This is a genomic window from Pseudoalteromonas sp. SG43-8 (assembly GCF_014164245.1).
In the GTDB taxonomy this organism is placed as follows: domain Bacteria; phylum Pseudomonadota; class Gammaproteobacteria; order Enterobacterales; family Alteromonadaceae; genus Pseudoalteromonas; species Pseudoalteromonas distincta.
The window spans coordinates 134,637-150,599 of record NZ_JACJEX010000006.1; the positions used below are offsets into that span (position 1 = coordinate 134,637).

The 15,963-nt window shown below is 39.9% G+C and carries 17 protein-coding genes and 1 riboswitch; of the genes, 6 read left to right on the forward strand and 11 right to left on the reverse strand.

Annotated features, from left to right (window positions below):
- Window positions 1-46: 46 nt before the first annotated feature.
- Window positions 47-826, reverse strand: a complete 780-nt coding sequence (gene yaaA, locus H5122_RS13025; protein WP_182682359.1) for a peroxide stress protein YaaA — start codon at window positions 824-826, stop codon at window positions 47-49.
- A gap of 225 nt (window positions 827-1,051) precedes the next feature.
- Between yaaA and tal the strand changes: the two genes are divergently transcribed.
- Together tal and H5122_RS13035 are read left to right on the forward strand one after the other, a co-directional pair.
- A complete protein-coding gene (gene tal, locus H5122_RS13030; RefSeq protein WP_002961397.1) occupies window positions 1,052-2,002 on the forward strand; it encodes a transaldolase in 951 nt (316 codons plus the stop codon).
- 223 nt (window positions 2,003-2,225) lie between these two features.
- Window positions 2,226-2,414 (forward strand): DUF3545 family protein, encoded by a 189-nt coding sequence (locus H5122_RS13035; RefSeq protein ID WP_007583746.1) that lies wholly within the window; start codon window positions 2,226-2,228, stop codon window positions 2,412-2,414.
- Window positions 2,415-2,521: 107 nt separating this feature from the next.
- Here H5122_RS13035 and ung read toward each other — a convergent pair whose 3' ends face one another.
- From ung to H5122_RS13075, 8 genes are all read right to left on the reverse strand, one after another.
- Window positions 2,522-3,184: a uracil-DNA glycosylase gene (ung, locus tag H5122_RS13040; protein WP_182682358.1), complete on the reverse strand. Its 663-nt coding sequence runs from the start codon at window positions 3,182-3,184 to the stop codon at window positions 2,522-2,524.
- Window positions 3,181-4,041 (reverse strand): cobalamin-binding protein, encoded by an 861-nt coding sequence (locus H5122_RS13045; RefSeq protein WP_182682357.1) that lies wholly within the window; start codon window positions 4,039-4,041, stop codon window positions 3,181-3,183. Before H5122_RS13045 ends, ung begins: the two co-directional genes overlap by 4 nt.
- Window positions 4,041-4,640 (reverse strand): cob(I)yrinic acid a,c-diamide adenosyltransferase, encoded by a 600-nt coding sequence (gene cobO, locus H5122_RS13050; protein WP_007376484.1) that lies wholly within the window; start codon window positions 4,638-4,640, stop codon window positions 4,041-4,043. Before cobO ends, H5122_RS13045 begins: the two co-directional genes overlap by 1 nt.
- On the reverse strand, window positions 4,633-6,117 hold the full coding sequence (locus H5122_RS13055; RefSeq protein WP_182682356.1) for a cobyric acid synthase: 1,485 nt from the start codon (window positions 6,115-6,117) through the stop codon (window positions 4,633-4,635). The genes cobO and H5122_RS13055 overlap by 8 nt, the downstream gene beginning before the upstream one ends.
- Window positions 6,118-6,121: 4 nt before the next feature.
- Complete coding sequence (locus H5122_RS13060; protein WP_182682355.1) at window positions 6,122-7,126, reverse strand: iron ABC transporter permease; 1,005 nt, start codon at window positions 7,124-7,126, stop codon at window positions 6,122-6,124.
- A gap of 1 nt (window position 7,127) precedes the next feature.
- A complete protein-coding gene (locus H5122_RS13065) occupies window positions 7,128-7,940 on the reverse strand; it encodes an ABC transporter ATP-binding protein (protein ID WP_182682354.1) in 813 nt (270 codons plus the stop codon).
- Window positions 7,941-8,186: 246 nt separating this feature from the next.
- A riboswitch (cobalamin riboswitch) is annotated at window positions 8,187-8,319 on the reverse strand.
- A 61-nt stretch (window positions 8,320-8,380) separates the two neighbouring features.
- Window positions 8,381-9,313, reverse strand: a complete 933-nt coding sequence (locus tag H5122_RS13070) for a porin (protein ID WP_002961381.1) — start codon at window positions 9,311-9,313, stop codon at window positions 8,381-8,383.
- A 166-nt stretch (window positions 9,314-9,479) separates the two neighbouring features.
- The gene (locus tag H5122_RS13075) at window positions 9,480-10,352 is read right to left on the reverse strand and encodes a LysR family transcriptional regulator (protein ID WP_024596245.1); all 873 of its coding nucleotides are present in this window, start codon (window positions 10,350-10,352) and stop codon (window positions 9,480-9,482) included.
- A 91-nt stretch (window positions 10,353-10,443) separates the two neighbouring features.
- Between H5122_RS13075 and H5122_RS13080 the strand changes: the two genes are divergently transcribed.
- Both H5122_RS13080 and H5122_RS13085 read left to right on the forward strand, forming a co-directional pair.
- Window positions 10,444-10,818: a DUF413 domain-containing protein gene (locus H5122_RS13080; protein WP_024596244.1), complete on the forward strand. Its 375-nt coding sequence runs from the start codon at window positions 10,444-10,446 to the stop codon at window positions 10,816-10,818.
- 86 nt (window positions 10,819-10,904) lie between these two features.
- Complete coding sequence (locus tag H5122_RS13085; protein ID WP_154903702.1) at window positions 10,905-12,140, forward strand: response regulator; 1,236 nt, start codon at window positions 10,905-10,907, stop codon at window positions 12,138-12,140.
- A gap of 16 nt (window positions 12,141-12,156) precedes the next feature.
- Here the strand turns inward: H5122_RS13085 and rarD are convergent, their stop codons facing one another.
- Entirely contained in the window at window positions 12,157-13,074 is a 918-nt protein-coding gene (gene rarD, locus H5122_RS13090; RefSeq protein WP_039488332.1) for an EamA family transporter RarD, read from the reverse strand.
- Between the two features lie 51 nt (window positions 13,075-13,125).
- Window positions 13,126-13,581, reverse strand: coding sequence for a thioesterase family protein (locus tag H5122_RS13095; RefSeq protein WP_024596241.1), 456 nt, complete (start codon window positions 13,579-13,581; stop codon window positions 13,126-13,128).
- 133 nt (window positions 13,582-13,714) lie between these two features.
- On the opposite strand from H5122_RS13095, the gene recQ reads away from it, so the two are divergent.
- Both recQ and H5122_RS13105 read left to right on the forward strand, forming a co-directional pair.
- Entirely contained in the window at window positions 13,715-15,538 is a 1,824-nt protein-coding gene (gene recQ, locus H5122_RS13100) for a DNA helicase RecQ (protein ID WP_024603604.1), read from the forward strand.
- Window positions 15,539-15,545: 7 nt separating this feature from the next.
- Window positions 15,546-15,830, forward strand: coding sequence for a DUF3630 family protein (locus H5122_RS13105; RefSeq protein ID WP_002961372.1), 285 nt, complete (start codon window positions 15,546-15,548; stop codon window positions 15,828-15,830).
- The last annotated feature ends 133 nt before the right edge of the window (window positions 15,831-15,963 follow it).

Here is a 15,963-nt window from a genome sequence, read left to right on the forward strand (position 1 = left end):
AGCCATGCAATGCATGGCTTTTCAATTGTTTATTTAAGCTTATGACCTAATTTTGTTCGTCACGCATAAATACCGGCTCAAGCTCTTTAACTGTTGCCTCAGGGCTAAAGTAATAACCCGCCACAGTAAACTCTTTAAGCTGACTTAATTGCGTTACTTTATTTTCGATAATGTAGCGCGCCATCATGCCGCGTGCTTTTTTAGCGTAAAAGCTAATTACCTTGTATTTACCGTTTTTACAGTCTTTAAAGTGTGGGGTAATAATTTGTGCATTTAATGCTTTTTTATCTACCGCTTTAAAGTATTCGTTTGAAGCAAGGTTAACTAAGTATTGCGCGTCTTGTGCTTTTAATACTTCGTTTAGTTTGTTCGCTATTACGCTGCCCCAAAACTCGTATAAGTTTTTGCCACGCGAGTTTTCAAGCTTGGTGCCCATTTCAAGACGGTAAGCTTGCATTAAATCAAGTGGTTTTAATAAGCCGTATAAGCCAGAAAGGATACGTAAATGGTTTTGTGCGTAATCAAGCTCGCTAGCTTTAAGCGTGCTTGCATCTAAACCGCCGTATACATCGCCATTAAAGGCAAGCACTGCTTGTTTAGCATTACTTTGTGTAAACGGCTGTGCCCACTCACTAAAGCGTGCTGCGTTAAGCCCAGATAGCTTGTCGCTAATTTTCATTAAACTGCCAATTTGCGCTGGTGTTAGTTCACGGCATACTTTCATGAGCTCTTCGCTGTGCTCTAGTAATTCAGGCTGAGTGAACTTGTCTGTTGCGGGTGGCGTTTCGTAATCAAGATTTTTTGCAGGTGAAATAACAGTGATCATAGTTAGCTATTGACTTGTAATTTATTTAGTGTCAATTTCAACATTAAATGAAACGAAAAGCACGTTTTGTTTAAATAAATCCTCTCTTAATGACCCATGCATTGCCGTTTTTCTATTGATAAGGACATAAGACCTATCAAGCATTGTCACACTGTTGCAGTATGGATTGTATATATTAAGAGTGATTAGATTTTTCTTTTAACTTGCTTGGAATGAGGAAAGCAAATGACTTCAGCTCTACAAAGGCTAAAACAACATTCATCTATCGTAGCCGACACTGGTGATATTGAAGCTATTAAAAAGCATCAACCAGAAGATGCAACTACAAACCCGTCGCTTTTATTAAAAGCGAGCGAGATTGAAGCATATAAGCCTTACCTAGATAAAGCTTGGAGCTATGCAAAAGAAACCGAGCAAGAGCCAGCTAAACAACTTGAACTAGCATGTGATTACTTTGCTGTGTTACTTGGTAAAGAAATTAGTGAGATTGTACCTGGTTATATTTCTACTGAAGTAGATGCACGCCTTTCGTTTAATACGCAAGCGACTATTGATAAAGCACATACTCTACTTAGCCTTTACGAAAAAGAAGGTGTAAGCAAAGATAAAATTTTAATCAAAGTAGCGTCTACGTGGGAAGGTATTAAAGCCGCTGAGCAACTAGAAAAAGAAGGTACTAAATGTAACCTTACTTTATTATTTAGCGATGCCCAAGCTCGCGCATGTGCCGATGCAAACGTATTTCTAATTTCGCCATTTGTAGGGCGTATTTTAGATTGGCACGTTGCTAACGGTATGGAAAAACCAACCGATCCGCTACAAGATCCAGGTGTTCAGTCTGTACGCAGCATTTTTGAATTTTACAAACGCCATGACTACAAAACAGTTGTGATGGGTGCAAGTTTCCGTAATACAGGCGAAATTATTGCTCTTACTGGTTGCGACAAGCTAACAATTAGCCCTAATCTTTTAGAAGATTTAGGTAACCTTGAAGGCGCACAGGAATACTTGCTAGAAACAGATATTCCTAAAGAGCCAAAACCAGAGCCACTTACAGAAGCACAGTTCCGTTGGTTACATAACCAAGATGCTATGGCTACTGAAAAACTAGCTGAAGGCATTCGCTCTTTTGCTGATGCACAAGAACAACTAGAGGCGCGCTTTAAAGCAATGTAATTTGCTATAATCGTGTTTTAAAAACGTCGCAATAGCGGCGTTTTTTTATACCTAAAATACGCTACCCCTGTATATAATCTTCATATCGACTTCATATAATCCTCGTATAAACCTTCATCAATTAATCACACTTATGTAACATAACTGTCACTTTTTTATTCTATTTTAACTAGGCCTGTGGTATAGGTATTCTTGAGGTCAATAAAATCAATAGGAGAAGTTCATGGATAGCCTAAACGATATATTAGAGATATTAGAAGGACCAGATACAACAAGGAAAACCTCTCAGAAAAATAAAAAAAGAAAATGGCGTGAAATAGAAGCAATAAAAGACAAACAGCGCCTACGTAAAGAACTACAAGAACTAGACTACTTTACAGACAGTATTGCAATTGAAGAGCTCGACTTTTAATTCAATACGCCCCAACTAAACAAAAAGGCTTCCGATATATGGAAGCCTTTTTTAATGCGCTGAAAATAGCTGCATGAGATAAATTTATTATTCAGAGCCCAGGTTATTTACACCTGCCAGTTAATCGGTTTTTCATCTTGGGCTTGTAATAGCTCATTCGTTTTTGAAAAATGCTGACAGCCAAAAAAGCCTCTATGCGCCGAAAGCGGCGATGGGTGCGGCCCTTTTAAAACATGATGGCGAGCGCTATCTATGCCTTTACCTTTTTTTTGTGCATGTGCACCCCATAAAATAAATACCACACCTTCGCAGTGTTTATTAATATGCGCTATTACATTATCGGTAAATTGCTCCCATCCTAAATGCTTATGAGAATGCGCTTGCCCTTGCTCAACGGTCAATACTGTATTGAGTAAAAACACGCCCTGATCTGCCCAGCTTTGCAGGTACCCATGCTCAGGAATAATAAACCCGCTGATGTCGACAGCTAACTCTTTGTACATATTTTTAAGCGACGGCGGCAGCTTTTTTACATCAGGCAATACCGAAAAACACAAGCCATGCGCTTGCCCTTCGCCGTGGTATGGGTCTTGTCCTAAAATTACAACGCGGATGTCATTTAGTGCTGTGGCATCAAAAGCACTAAATACTTGAGGTTCAGGCGGATAAACAGCAACACCTTCATTGCGGCGATTAGCCACATACTCTAACGTTTCCTGCATGTAAGGTTGCTGTAATTCACTTTCTAAAAATGTAGCCCAATCGCTCATTGTGTACTCTTAATCTGTTTACGTGATGCGTCTATTTTATCACACATATCCGCGAGTCCATCTAGCATGCGCGGAGTAAAACGATGTAATAAATCGGCATTTACGCTAATAAATTGATCATTTTTAACAGCGGGCACTTCTGGCCACTTTTGCCAATTAACAACCGGCTGTGGTGTTTTTGATTTTTCATCAGGGATAATAATAACTTGTGGCTTAGTAACAATGACATTTTCGATACTAATTTGCGGGTAATCTGTAACGCTCTGTGCAAATACATTACTTACATGGCATGTTTCAATCAGTTGGCTTATCCATGTGTTTTTACCTACCGTCATCATGGGCTCAGCCCATAACTGATAAAATCCGGTAATATTTTTTTTATCTTGCTGGCTTTTAATAATCGCGTTTAGTTTTTGTGTAAATGCGCTTGCCGCTTGTTGGCTTTGCTCAATATTCCCTGTAAATTCACCAAAAGTAAGTAACTCGTCGGCTACACCAGCGATTGTGACGGGGTTACTCAAATACACTTTTATACCTAAACGCTCTATTTGGGCTAAATCTTCGCTTTGGTTTCCGCTTTTCCACGCAATAACTAAGTCGGGTTTAAGCGCCAATACTTTTTCAAGCGAGATGCCGTAATAACCCCCTATGCGCTCAATACTTTGGGCTTCACTTGGGTAGTCGGCGTAATCAACCGTGCCCACAATATTATCGCCCGCCCCGATGGCAAATAGGTTTTCGACTATATGTGGTGCAAGCGCGATTATTCGCAGCTTTTTAGAATCCTTGGTCTGCTCTGCAAGTGCACTGCCCGATACACTAAAAAGCAGCACCCCAATAAAAAACGCTTTAAACATTAGTAATCAAACCCTTCGAGCGCTTTTATGCCTGAGTCGAATGCGTGTTTTACATTACGCACTTCGCTTACTGTGTCGGCAAGGTCGGTTAAAGTACGATGTGCTGCACGCCCTGTAATAATAACTGACTGCATTGGTGGGCGGTTATTAAGCGCTGTTACTACTTCATCTAAATCAACGTAGCCGTATGTCACCATATACGTAAGCTCATCGAGTAATACTAAATCAATACTGCTATCAGCAAGCATGCGTTTTGACTCTTGCCATGTTGCTTGGGCGGCTGCGGTATCGGCTTCTTTATTTTGCGTATCCCAAGTAAAACCGGTGTTCATTACAACAAACTCAACGCCTGCACCTTGTAATAAATTACGCTCGCCACATTCCCAAGTACCTTTAATATATTGGCAAACGGCTGCTTTTTTACCATGCCCTACGCAGCGTGCTACAACGCCAAAGCCTGAGGTTGATTTACCTTTACCGTTACCGGTAATTACCTGAAAAATACCTTTTACATCTTGTGCGGCGGCAACACGTGCATCCACTTGTTCTTTTACTTTTTGTTGGCGCTGCTTGTGCTTATCGTTGTTTTGTTCAGTCATTATTGTGCCCTTCATAAATCGAGATAATTTGCTGTATGTTTAAATGCGTTTCGCACATGGTTGCTAATCGTTCTAACTGCTGCTCGCGATGAGTGGCAATACTAATTGGGTTAATTGAGGCGCTTGGTTTTACCCATTTTAAAATTTGCGATGTAGCATCGGCTTCATCAAATAAGCCATGTAAATAAGTGCCCGCAATGGCGTTATCATCGCTAATAAAGCCATCGAACATAAAACCATGTGGGTGGCTTTTATCAAAGGTTAAAAATGGCTTATTAAGCGCTGCACCTTGGCTAATCCCTGCATGTATTTCGTAACCACTACAGGGTGTTGATTGGTTATTTAAAAGCAGTGTAGCGGTTATTTTAGTTAATACTTTTTGTGTTGTTAGCGTGGTTTCAAAATCGCACAGAGCAAGCCCATTTACTTGCTTTAATGATGACTCAATACCCTCGGGATCGTTGAGCGTATTGCCCAGCATTTGCATGCCGCCACAAATGCCAAGTACTTTACCACCATAGCGTAAGTGGCGTTTAATTTGAGTCTCCCAGCCTTCATTTTTCAAAAAGGTTAAATCGCCCAGCACGTTTTTACTGCCTGGAAGAATTATCAGATCAACGTCTGGGATCGTTTGCGTATGGCGCACGTAATTTATATTAATGTTTGGGTGCAAACGCAGTGCGTCAAAATCGGTGTGGTTACTAATGTGGGGTACAAGCAGCACTGCAATATTAATTGTGGCGTTGGTTACATTATTATCAATTGCGACGGCGTCTTCGGCATCAAGCGCAAGGTCGTGTAAATAAGGTAATACGCCAAGTACGGGTTTGTTTGTGTATTCTTCAAGCCAATCAAGCCCGCCTTGCAGCAAACCTATATCGCCTCTAAAGCGGTTTATAACAAAACCCTTTACGCGCGCTTGTTCTGACTCGCTTAACAACGCAAGCGTACCTACCAAGTGTGCAAATACGCCGCCTTTATCAATATCAGCAATTATAATTACTGGGCAATCTACCTCTTCGGCGTAGCCCATGTTAGCAATATCGTTTTCACGCAGATTTATTTCAGCAGGGCTCCCAGCCCCTTCAACAAGGAGTAAATCAAAGCGTTTAGCTAAGCGGTTATGTGAAGTAATTACTGCATCCATCGCCACTTTTTTATAGTCGTGATATTTGCCCGCTTCCATATTACTAACGGCTTTTCCGTGAATAATCACTTGTGCGCCCGTATCGCTATTAGGTTTAAGTAAAATAGGATTAAAGTCTATTTCGGGCTCTACTTTAGCCGCTATTGCTTGCAAAGCTTGCGCACGACCAATTTCGCCGCCATCTTTTGTTACTGCGCTATTAAGTGCCATATTTTGTGGTTTAAAAGGCGCAACCTTTACCCCTAGCTTAGCAAATACCCTGCAAAGGGCTGCAACTAGGGTACTTTTACCTGCGTCGGAAGTAGTGCCTTGCACCATTAAGGTTTTCATGGAATTACACCCTTCGCTTTCTAAAAAACAATAAACTTAAAAAGAACACGCTACCAATAGCTGCAGTAATAACACCTACGGGCAGTTCTTGGTTTTTCAGCAATGAGCGCGAAAGTACATCAACCCACACCATAAATGTACCGCCTACTAAGCTGGTTACTAGCAACCCCGCGATAGTGCCTTGGGAGATAAAAAAGCGCACAATATGCGGCACCATTAATCCTACAAACCCAATACCACCACACATAGCCACCAGCACAGCGGTAATTAATGAGCTTAAAACCAGCATAAGTATTCTAAAGCGCTGGACTCTAACACCTAATGTAATTGCGCTTTCATCGCCCAGTAACATAGCATTTAGCTGCCTTCTAAAGCTCAGCATTACAAATGTACATAATGTAATTACCAACAAAGGCAACCAAAGCGTTGCCCACTGCGCACGTGCAAAGCTGCCCAGTGTCCAAAATAAAATAGCGGCTACCGCCTGAGGGTCGCTCCAATAAAGCAACAAGCTGGTAAATGCACTAAATAAAAACGACAGAGCAACGCCAGCTAATAACATTGATTCTACCTGTGCACTTTGCTGCCTACCTGCAATAAGTATTAATAAACTCATAGCGAGTAAGCTACCTAATAACGCTGCTGCAGACAGCATAAAGCCTGCGCTAATGCCCGCTAGCGCTATAAGTAACACTACCCCAAATGAGGCACCCGACGATATACCAAATAAGTAAGGATCGGCTAAAGGGTTACGCGTTACCGTTTGTAAAATAAGCCCCGCAATTGCTAAGCCAGAGCCTGCTAAAAAGGCGAGTAATGTGCGTGGCATTCTTAGCTCGTAAATAATACGCGAATTAAAAGACGCCTCATTTGAGAGTAAAAAGCTATTAAATACATCTTGAAGTGAGGTCTCTGCTGCGCCAAAACTAAGTGCTGCAAATAAGCTAAATAAAGCAGCTGCAGCACTGATAAATAGCGCAAGTGATTGGCGAGTATTAACTGCGCTCATATTATTCGTAACCATAAAAGTAAGTGATATGAGGGATGCTATTTCCCGACACCGATATTTGCGGGTGGTTATTTACTTGAGCGCAAACACCAAAAACGTCGCCTAGCATGTTTTCGGTTAATACCTCACTTGGCGTGCCTGTATGTGTAATTTCACCATTTTTAATAACCACTAGTTCATCGCACATTGCAGAAGCTAGGTTTAAATCATGAAACGATGCAAACACCGTTACACCCAACGATTTAGCAAGCTCCATTACCTGTATTTGGTATTTAACATCTAAATGGCTAGTTGGTTCGTCCATTATTAACAGTTGAGGTTGCTGGACTATGGCGCGGGCTATCAAGGCACGTTGCTTTTCACCGCCTGAGAGCGACTCAAAGCTTTGATCGCTATGTTCTGCCAACCCTACAGTGTTGATAGCTTGGGTAATTTTTTGTTTATCAATGTTAGTTACCGAGCTAAATAGCGATTTATGAGGCGTTAGCCCAAGCGCAATAACATCAAATACGCTTAAGTTAAATTGCGACGGGGTTTCTTGCAAAACAACCGCTACTTTTTTTGCGTACTCATCGCTTTTTAGCTGCCAAATATCGGTGTTGTTAAACTCTACAACGCCATCACTGGGTTTATTAAAACGATATAAACAACGCAATAAACTCGATTTACCTGCGCCATTAGGTCCAATTAAACCAACAAATTTACCTGTGGTTATTTTAAGGTTTATTTTTTTGAGGATCGTTTTATTGCCAATACCCCACGATACGTTTTTAACGTTTAGTAATGGTATATTTAATGGCGTTTGAGTGTGCAATAGTCAGTCCTAGATAGGGTTAAACTCACTAAAAATGCGATAAAAATACTAATGCACTACAAGAAAAAATGAGTAAACCCGCTCGTTAAAAGAATTCATACCAATTGCATTAAATTAGTGATTTATTATAGCGACAAATAAATAGCTTAATAACAAGGCGGAAATTATGACATATACTTGTTCTATATGAATAATTTTTAACGAAGTTAGTAAGTTATTTAATTCGCTAGAAAGATCATGTTTTTAATAAAATTGGTATTATACCATTTGTATCTGACTTACAGCTCAGCTGCTTACAGTTGCGGGAACAGTCGAGGACTCGCACCTCATTCCAAATGAAGCTCTATTATGGGCGGCTAAGTAAATAATTTAAAGCAAAAAAAACCGCACTCAAAAGAGCGCGGTTAAAAAGGGAGTGTTTTAACTAATTTAGCGAATAGTTAAAACTTGTATTCCATACCTAAGCCTACGTAGTCTTGGTCAACGTTGTTGTCCATGTCGAAGCTTGAGTAAAAGCCAAATACTTTAATGTTTTTATTTAATTTGTGATCAAGACCAACTGATATTGCTGACTTATCGTCGCTGTCGTCAAAGTCCATGTCTTGGTATTGTACTTTAAATGTGTTGTTACCCATGCTGTAAGCTGCATTTAATAGATAACCATCCGCTTCTGCGCTGCCGTCAACTTTTTCTTGTGTTTGGTACATTGCACCTAACTTAAAGTTTTCAACTTTACCTTGGATTGACGCGCGTACTACATCGTAGCCATTTACTTCACTATCGGCTGCGATAGAGGCGTATACTGCGCTCTTTTTAAGTGCCACGTCACCGTAAGTAACCGCCATTGAGTAACCGTTATCAGCGTCTACATCATCTTCAGCTACAAAAGTAGCAAGTACTTTAAAACCTTCGTATGAGTTTGATGAATAACTAACAGTATTCCCTAAACGGTTTTCACCTTTAAATACATTTTTAATATCGCCTTCAAGGTCGTTAAACAAGTCTAACTTACCTTGAGATTGTTTAAGCGCAGTATCGTTACGACCAATAACCACTTGGCCAAACGCACCTTTTAAACCAACGTATTGGTTACGCGCAGAAATATTGTCGTCGTTATCGCCTTTTGAATCTGCATCAGACACATCAACTTGAAACTCAAACTTATATACCGCTTCTAAACTATCATTTATTTTTTCAGAACCTTTAACACCAAGACGAGATGCATTACTTTTTATCTCAGTAAAAGATCCTTCGCCGTCATCAGATGATTGCACTGTTACATTCGCTTTACCGTAGATGTCTACATCGGCAAGTGCATTAAAAGATAAACCACTTAATAGTGCTAAGCATAAGCTCGATTTTACAAATTTCATGTTATTTCCTTGGATAATCACAAAAGACTAATTTTTAAAACTGCTGCATTTTGTCACCGCTAAATGACAGTAATATTACAATGGAAATATTAATGTCTTTTTTTATTAATAAAAATGCATTAAATTTGAAATCAAAATAACATGAAAGCCTAATAAACGGCCGAACTTACTTACTTTTCTTTAATGACAAGCTAGGGGTCATTTGCGATAGTAAATTAACTAAGGTTTCTATTAACTCTTTTTGCTCGTTGTCTCTGTGATACGCTATAAACACGTCTCGCGAGGTATTTTCTACATCTTTAACATGAAACAGTTCACCTTTTTCTAAATGCCCTTCTACCAATACTTGAGGTATAAATGCACTGCCGCCACATTGCAGTATTAAATCAAGTGCAATACGTCCTGTGCTGGTTCTAAAATAAGGCGGTGTTTTACCGGTAAACTGACGCGCATGCCAAAGTGAGAAAGTAGTTCCCCAATCAACATATACATACTGATTATCAAAAAAGTTTTCGTTCGTTGCAGTGTCGTATCCGCTTACGGGAATGATTGGCAACTCACAGATTCGCTCTACCACTAGCTCGTCTACTTTTGGTGGATCAAACAATATTGCCAAATCAAGCGTGCGTTCTAATAACAGCCGAGTGCTTTCTTGTTGTGCTTTAACTTCTGCGACTAATGACACGCCCGGCATCGCCGATACAATATTTGTTATACCAAACTGTAAAAAAGCATCCCAAATATTAGGCGTTCCTGCTAAGCTAATTTGCTTATGCATATTATCGGCAAGCGCAACATCCACTTTGGCGCGTTGCATGCCCGTAATAATCATTTGTGCATGGGGTAATAAGCGCTCGCCAGGTGCTGTAAGTTGAATGTTATTACGCTGGCGAATAAACAAATTAACACCAAGCCCTTGCTCTAATTGGCGAATTCTAAAGCTCACTGCAGACTGCGTAATATAAAGGTTTTCGGCCGCTTTACCAAAGTGACGCGTACGCACTACCTCAACGAATGTTTTTAATAAATCGATATCCAATTTTTTATCCTCACGATAAAAATAATTTGTTTAATAAATTGCCAAACTTGCATCATACTCCAGCTAATTACTAAGGTATGAGGATAAAGCTATGAGCAATAACATTTCATTACTACGCCAAGCATTTGTTAGCCAACGTCAATTTTATGATGATCAAAACTTTCCACGAGGCTTTAGCCGCAGCGGAAACTTCACCTTATTAGAAGCCAGCATACTTGAACAACACGGAGTTGTTTTAAAAGGCTTATACAGTAAAACAATTGAGCCGCAAAACGAACACCAAGAACAGTTTGTAGCAGTCGTAACTGGCTCACAAGAACCTACCAACCCAATCGAACGAGCTTGGGTAAAATACTTAAAACTAACGACCTGCAAAACTAAGTTTCATACTTTATTTGGCCGTTCAAAAATGTCGAGCCCGGCGCCGATTAGCCAAGAGTATTATTCAGAAGCGGATAATCTGTAAGTATTTAAGTTATTTGCTTTTTTGCGTTTTAACAGTTACAACTTGTATAAGCAAATATTTTTGCAAAATATATATAGGGTTGTTCCGTGACGCGAAAAATACTAATAGTTGAAGATACACCTGCCATGGCGCGAGTGCAAAAGCACATCGCGCTTAAGGCTGGTTATGAAGTTGATATAGCTGAGTCATTAGCGCAAACAAAAGAGCTTATAAGTAAAAATAGCTATTTTTGCGCTGTAGTTGACTTCATATTACCTGATGCCCCATTAGGTGAGGCAATACCTTGTACTATTAATGCAGACATTCCAACTATTGTAATGACGGGCAATATTGATAAAAAAACTCGCGACACTGTAGAAAAATACCCAATCATCGATTACATCATTAAAGAAAATAAACAAGCTTATCAGTACCTCGAAAAACAGTTACAGCGCCTGCCTCGCAACGAAAATGTAAAAGTACTCGTTGTTGACGACTCTAAATCGACCCGACGATACATTTGTAGTTTATTAGTGCGCCATAAGTATCAAATTATTGAAGCGCAAGACGGACAAGAAGCGTTAAACCTGCTTGAAGCTTCACCTGATATTTCAGTTATTATTACTGATAATGAAATGCCCAATATGAATGGCGATGAACTATGTAGCGAGATTCGCCGCTTATATAGCAATGATGAAAAAGCTATTATTGGTATCTCGGGTTCTGACTCTGTAGGGCTTTCTAGTTTATTTTTAAAAAATGGCGCAAACGATTATTTGCACAAACCTTTTAATAGCGAAGAGTTTTACTGCAGGCTTAGTCAAAACGTCGATATGTTAGACCTTATAGCCACCATAAGGCGACAAGCCAACACGGATTATTTAACTAATTTACCAAATCGTCGTTACTTTTTTGAAGAAGCTGAAAAATCATTAAAGCAAATAAAACATACTAAAGGTGACGGTGCTTTAGCTATGCTTGATATTGATCACTTTAAATCAATTAACGATACATACGGACACGATGTTGGCGACGAAGTATTAAAAGGGCTCTCTATTTGCTTCAGTAAATACTTTAAAAAGCACTTAGTAGCGCGCTTAGGTGGTGAAGAGTTTGCAGTTTATTTTATAGATGCAGATAAACAAGAAGCCCTTAAACGCCTTGAAGGCTTTAGGTATTTTATAGAAATGAATAGCCAAGAGTTTAGTAAAGCTAAAATAAAATTCACCATTTCTATTGGCTTTGCAAACGGGCCTGTTTATCAAATTGATGAACTTTTAAAACAGGCCGACTTAAAGCTTTACGACGCTAAAGAATCTGGTCGTAATAAAATAGTTAGTTAACCATTTTATTAGTTAATTATACTTCTGCGGCTGTAATAGCCGCTTTTTTACGTTTGCGTGATTGATGGTAAGAGTCCCAACTAAAAATAGCCAGTGCACTCCAAATACATGCAAATGTTACTACACGCTCTGCATCAAACACTTCACCATAAAACACCACAGCTAGTATAAACATTAAGCTTGGCCCAATGTATTGAAAAAAGCCAAGTGTAGTATATTGCAAACGCTTAGCTGCACCGGTAAAACACAGCAGTGGTAATGTAGTTACAATACCTGCACTAATCAGTAGTACATTAGTATGCCAATCATTAGCTGGCAGGCTTGATGTTGCTGTAGGCACCATTAACCACCAATAAATAAGTGCGACAGGCAGTAATATAAGTGCTTCGAGTAAAATGCCAGGCAAGGCTTCAACCGGTAACTTTTTACGTAATAAACCATAAAGTGCAAATGATATAGCCAGTGAAAAGGCAACTACCGGAAACGAGCCAAAACTAATTAGCTGCAGCACTACACCGCTAAAGGCAAGGGCTACTGCTACGCCTTGGAACTTACGCAGGCGTTCGCCTAAAAAAAGCATACCCAGTAATACATTTAAAAGAGGATTTATGTAATAGCCCAAGCTTGCATCAAGCATGTGGTTATTATTTATAGCCCATATAAATAAACCCCAATTAAACCCAAGCAGTGCAGAGGTGATAACAAGCATAAGCAAAAGCTTAGGTTGAACGATAATGCGTTTAATTTTACCCCAATACCGTAAAACACTTACTACCAATACTAAAAACACAACCGACCAAATAACCCGATGCATTAAAATTTCAAAAGCAGAAACATGCTGAATCAACTTAAAGTATATTGGCGCAAGGCCCCACATTAAAAAAGCAAGACAAGCAAAAATAGCACCTTTACGCTGCTCAGTATCAATCGACATAATACACACTTAGTGATTTAAAAGGCCGCTAGTTTACTTGCCACACGCGTTTTATCCAACTAAATACGTGCCGGTTCCAAAAGCAATTTGAACAGACTGTTCGTTATGTAATTCCATTCTGCATACACATACTTTATTACCTGAACGAATAAGTGTTGCGCTGGCAGTAAAGCTCTCTCCTTTACCAGGGCGCAAATAATCAGTACGTAAGTCGATAGTCCCAAGCGTGGCTAATTTTGTTTGCACACTTGTAATATCTAAATCGGTGAGTTTATCAATTACACTTGCTGCAGCGAGCATACCGCCTACATTATCAAGTACGGCTGAAATAACACCACCATGGAGTATTTTTTGCGCAGGATTACCAATTAGTACATCCTGCCACGGGAACGTAATTTTGGCCTGTTCAGGGCTTAACGACTCAACCGATATTTGTAAAAACTGGTTAAACGGCATGCCATTCACAAACAACGCACCTACTTGTTCAATTAACATTTCTTTATTCATTATTATTCTCTATGTCAAAACAGGTAAGATGAGTAAAACATACATAGTGTAAAACTACGAGACTCCACTTAAATAATTTATCAAGTAACTCAGCTAAAGACATCTCACTAAAAAACCACTAAAATACCCGCCAATGAATACATCAACTCCACCTTCTAGCACCCTTGTGCGTAAACCCGAAACTGTCCTCAAACAAGTGTTTGGCTACAGTGAATTTCGCGACGGTCAAAAAGCAGTTATTGATGCCGCTATTAACGGCCAAGATTCGCTTGTATTACTTCCTACTGGCGGCGGAAAATCGGTGTGCTACCAAATTCCTGCTTTAGTACTCGAAGGCGTAACCATTGTTATATCTCCGCTTATATCGCTAATGCAAGATCAGGTAACGCAACTGCAAGCTCTTGGGGTAAAAGCCGCTTACGTTAATAACAGCTTAGCACGAGAAGAGCAGCAATTGGTGTATCAACAGCTTCATCAGGGGCAAATTAAGCTCTTATATGTGGCGCCTGAAAAAGTATTACAACGCGAATTTTTAGAGCGTTTATCGCATTTAAATGTGAGTTTATTTGCCATTGACGAAGCGCACTGTGTGTCGCATTGGGGTCATGACTTTAGACCTCATTACTTTCGCTTAAACGAATTAAAGCAACGTTTTGCACATGTCCCAATGATGGCATTAACCGCCACCGCCGATAAAGCCACACGGTTTGATATAGTTGAGCAATTAAAACTACAACAGCCTTATATTCATACTGGCAGCTTTGATCGCCCCAATATTCGTTACACCATAGAAGAAAAATTTAAACCTATGGTGCAATTGCTTCGCTACCTAAAGGAGCAAAAAAGCCAAAGCGGTATTATTTATTGCACCAGCCGTAAACGTGTAGACGACATTGCTGAAAAGCTTGCAGATGCAGGACTAAACGCTGCCGCTTATCATGCTGGTATGAGTAACGAGCAACGTCAATTTGTACAAACCGGGTTTGCCCGTGACGATATACAAATAGTGGTCGCAACCGTTGCTTTTGGCATGGGCATAAACAAGCCTAATGTGCGTTTTGTGCTGCATTACGATATTCCAAAAAGTATAGAGTCGTACTATCAAGAAACAGGTCGAGCTGGGCGAGATGGACTTGCCGCAGAAGCTATAATGTACTTTGACCCAGCAGATATTGGTCGCGTAAGGCGCTTTTTTGAAGACATAGACGACGAGCAACGCCGCCGCGTAGAAGAACAACGCTTTAACGCAATGGCAAGCTTTGCCGAAGCGCAAACATGTCGTCGTCAAATATTACTTAACTACTTTAGTGAATATCAACGCGAACCTTGTGGCAACTGCGATATTTGCTTAAATCCGCCAAAAAGCTTTGATGGTACGTTAGTCGCTCAGCAAGCACTTTCGTGTGTGTACAGAGCGGGACAACGTTTTGGACTTGGTTATATTGTTGAATTACTTCGCGGTGCAAACACGAGCCGCATCCGCGATAATAATCATCATGAGTTAAGTACCTACGGCATAGGTAAAGATAAAAGCAGTGAGTTTTGGCTCAGTATTTTACGCCAACTTATTCATCAAGGCTTACTTAGCCAAGATATAACACAAGGTGCGTCACTTAGATTAACAGAAGCCGCGCGTGTAATTTTAAAAGGTGAATACGCACTGCAATTAGCCGAGCCACGCCTGCAAGCCAAACACGTTTATCAAGATAAGTTAGCGCAATTTAATTACGACAAAAAACTCTTTGCTCGCCTGCGCGCACTTCGTAAAGAACTTGCTGATGCCGACGATGTGCCACCTTACGTAGTATTTAATGATAAAACGTTAGCCGAAATGGCGCAGCTTATGCCAACAAACGACAGTGAGTTTTTAAAGGTCTCAGGTGTTGGTTTTACTAAGTTAAATAAATACGGCGGCGAATTTTTAACGGCAATTCGACATTACCTAGCTACTAATTAAGAGCATTATGACCCAAATAGAATATGACCATACACACAAATGTATTTTGATTAATCCCATTGAGCTACCAAACGATGAAGACTTTGAGCTGTGGAGTACATTATTTTTACACTCAGACGAAGTAACACTCAACGAATATTCTGCAGGCGCCGATCGCCATCAAGTTCGCTTTACCTATAATCATCAAACCTTTAATTTAAACTATGAGCATTACAGCCAAAGCATCTGGATTAATGCCGAAGGTCATGAAGCTGAACACTTACTCGCCGCTTTAGCATTTTATTTAAGCTAGCTTTTAATGCCTAGCGCATAGGTCGCTGCAAACCAGCTGGCTATTAACAAAAGTGAATATGGGTAACAATTAATTAATTAATTTCAAAATCCATACCTTTTACTTACATTATAATAACAATGATGTAAGCTGA